Origin of the sequence: Sedimenticola hydrogenitrophicus, from assembly GCF_025175675.1 — a bacterium.
GTDB lineage: Bacteria > Pseudomonadota > Gammaproteobacteria > Chromatiales > Chromatiaceae > Sedimenticola > Sedimenticola hydrogenitrophicus.
In genome coordinates this window covers 1-2,165 of record NZ_JANIOA010000090.1, presented here as the reverse complement: position 1 = coordinate 2,165, position 2,165 = coordinate 1, and the positions used below count along the sequence as shown (strand labels likewise).

The following is a 2,165-nucleotide window of genomic DNA, read 5'->3' as shown; positions in this document are numbered from 1 at the left end:
TGTAGATGGCTACAAAAATCCGCACTTATCTGGCGAACAATAGGTTGCCACGGAACAGCAGGCCGATCTGCGCATTCACGCAGACCAGTGACAGAAGAACCAAAATCGGGTAAAGAAGAAGGGCCGTTGAGACAGGTGCGATACCGGGTCTCATTGACTTGCCGGTCGCCCGATATCGCACCCCGAGCCGTGCAGAGCACGTGCCCGATAACTATTTATCTTTTCCCCCTGAGAATCAAGTCCTCATCGGCCTTTATCGCCGATGGAAAATACTGCTCGCCTGTACAACTGCGCCCGTTGTCACCGCCAGGTGGTGATTTGTAGCGACTGTGATCGCGGCAACATCTATTGCCATGGCGGCTGTGCCGAGACGGCGCGTCGGGCGTCACTGCGAACCGCCAACCAACGCTATCAGCAGACCCGCCAGGGGCGTTTTATGCATGCACAGCGCCAACACCGCTACCGGGTCAGACGGCAGAAAGTGACGCATCAGGGTTCCCCGCAACCGCCCCCCAATGATCCACTGCCCACCGACCTGGAGACGCCGGATGGCCGATCTGGCGCGGGCTCCAAGCCGATGGCCCGTCTTCACTGCCATTTCTGCGGCGGCGAGTGCGGGCCTTTTCTGCGTAACGGCCCCCTTCGTCGGCCTGCCGTGGCCGGTACTCTCGGGTCAATCACCCCACATTGGCCGGTGGGTGTCCACGCACGGCCCCCATGAGATACCCGGCCCAGTAGATTTGGAGAAGATCATTGACCATCAGCAAAGAACAAGAGGCACAGATCCTGCGCTATCACCATGTCGAGAAGTGGCGTGTGGGTACTATTGCCCATCAACTGGGGATACATCACAACACGGTCAACCGTGTACTGTCCCAGGCGGGGTTGCCGAAGGCGGTACGCTCACAGCGTCCGTCCATGATCGATCCCTATCTGCCGTTTCTCACCGACACCCTGTCCCGCTACCCGACACTCACCGCCAGCCGCTTGTACCAGATGGTACGTGAACGCGGCTACCCCGGCGGCCCGGACCACTTCCGCCATCAGCTCGCCTGTTACCGACCCCGACCCCGGCCCGAGGCCTTTCTGCGTCTCAGGACCCTGCCCGGCGAACAGAGTCAAGTCGACTGGGGACACTTCGGCAAGCTCACCATCGGCCGGGCGGAGCATGCCCTGATGGCCTTTGTCATGGTGCTCAGCTACTCGCGGCGCATCTTTCTGCGCTTCTTCCTCGGTGCCCAGATGGCCAACTTCCTGCGCGGTCATGAAGCGGCCTTCACTGCCTGGAACGGTCTGTCCAAGGTACTGCTCTACGATAACCTTAAGAGCGCCGTACTGGAGCGTCGGGGCGATGCCATCCGCTTCCATCCCACCTTGCTCGACTTCGCTGCCCACTACCGCTTCGAGCCGCGTCCGGTGGCGGTGGCCCGCGGCAACGAGAAGGGCCGGGTGGAGCGGGCCATCCGCTATGTACGCGATCACTTCTGGCCGGCGCGGCAGTGGCGGGACCTGGACGATCTCAACGCCCAGGCTGAGGCCTGGTGCAACGGCTGGGCCATGGACCGCCCCTGCCCGGAAGAGCGCTCCCTCTCGGTACGCCAGGTCTTTGCCCAGGAGCCGCTGCTGGCGTTGCCTGAGAATCCGTACCCCACCGATGAGCGGGTCGAGGTGCACATCGGCAAGACCCCCTATGCCCGCTTCGAGCGCAACGACTACAGCGTGCCCCACACCCATGTGCGGTGCACCCTCACCGTATCCGCCTCCCCCGGTGCGGTGCGCATCCTCGATGGCGGCCAAGAGATCGCCCACCATGTCCGCAGCTACGACAAGGGACAGCAGATCGAACGACCGGAGCACATCGAGGCCCTGGTGCAGCTCAAGCGCCAGGCCCGGCGCCATAGTGGACAGGACCGTTTGGCCCAGGCCACACCGGCCAGCCGCACGCTGTTGAGCCAGGCCGCCGAACGCGGTGACAACCTCGGCACCATCACCGCCACGTTGCTGCGGCTGCTGGAGGACTACGGTGCAGCGGAACTGGAGGCCGCCATCAATGAGAGCCTGGCTCAGGGCGTGCCTCACCCCAATGGCGTGCGCATTGCCCTGCAGCGGCGCCGGGAAGCCAGGAACCAGCCACCCCCGTTGGGGATAAGACTCACCGACGAGCG

1 protein-coding gene is annotated in these 2,165 nt (G+C 63.3%); it reads left to right on the top strand.

Annotated elements, in window-relative coordinates; translation table 11 throughout:
• Positions 1–753: 753 nt before the first annotated feature.
• Positions 754–2,165 (top strand): IS21 family transposase (gene istA / locus NPX02_RS21000; protein ID WP_260296018.1); only part of this gene is annotated, 1,412 nt, incomplete at its 3' end.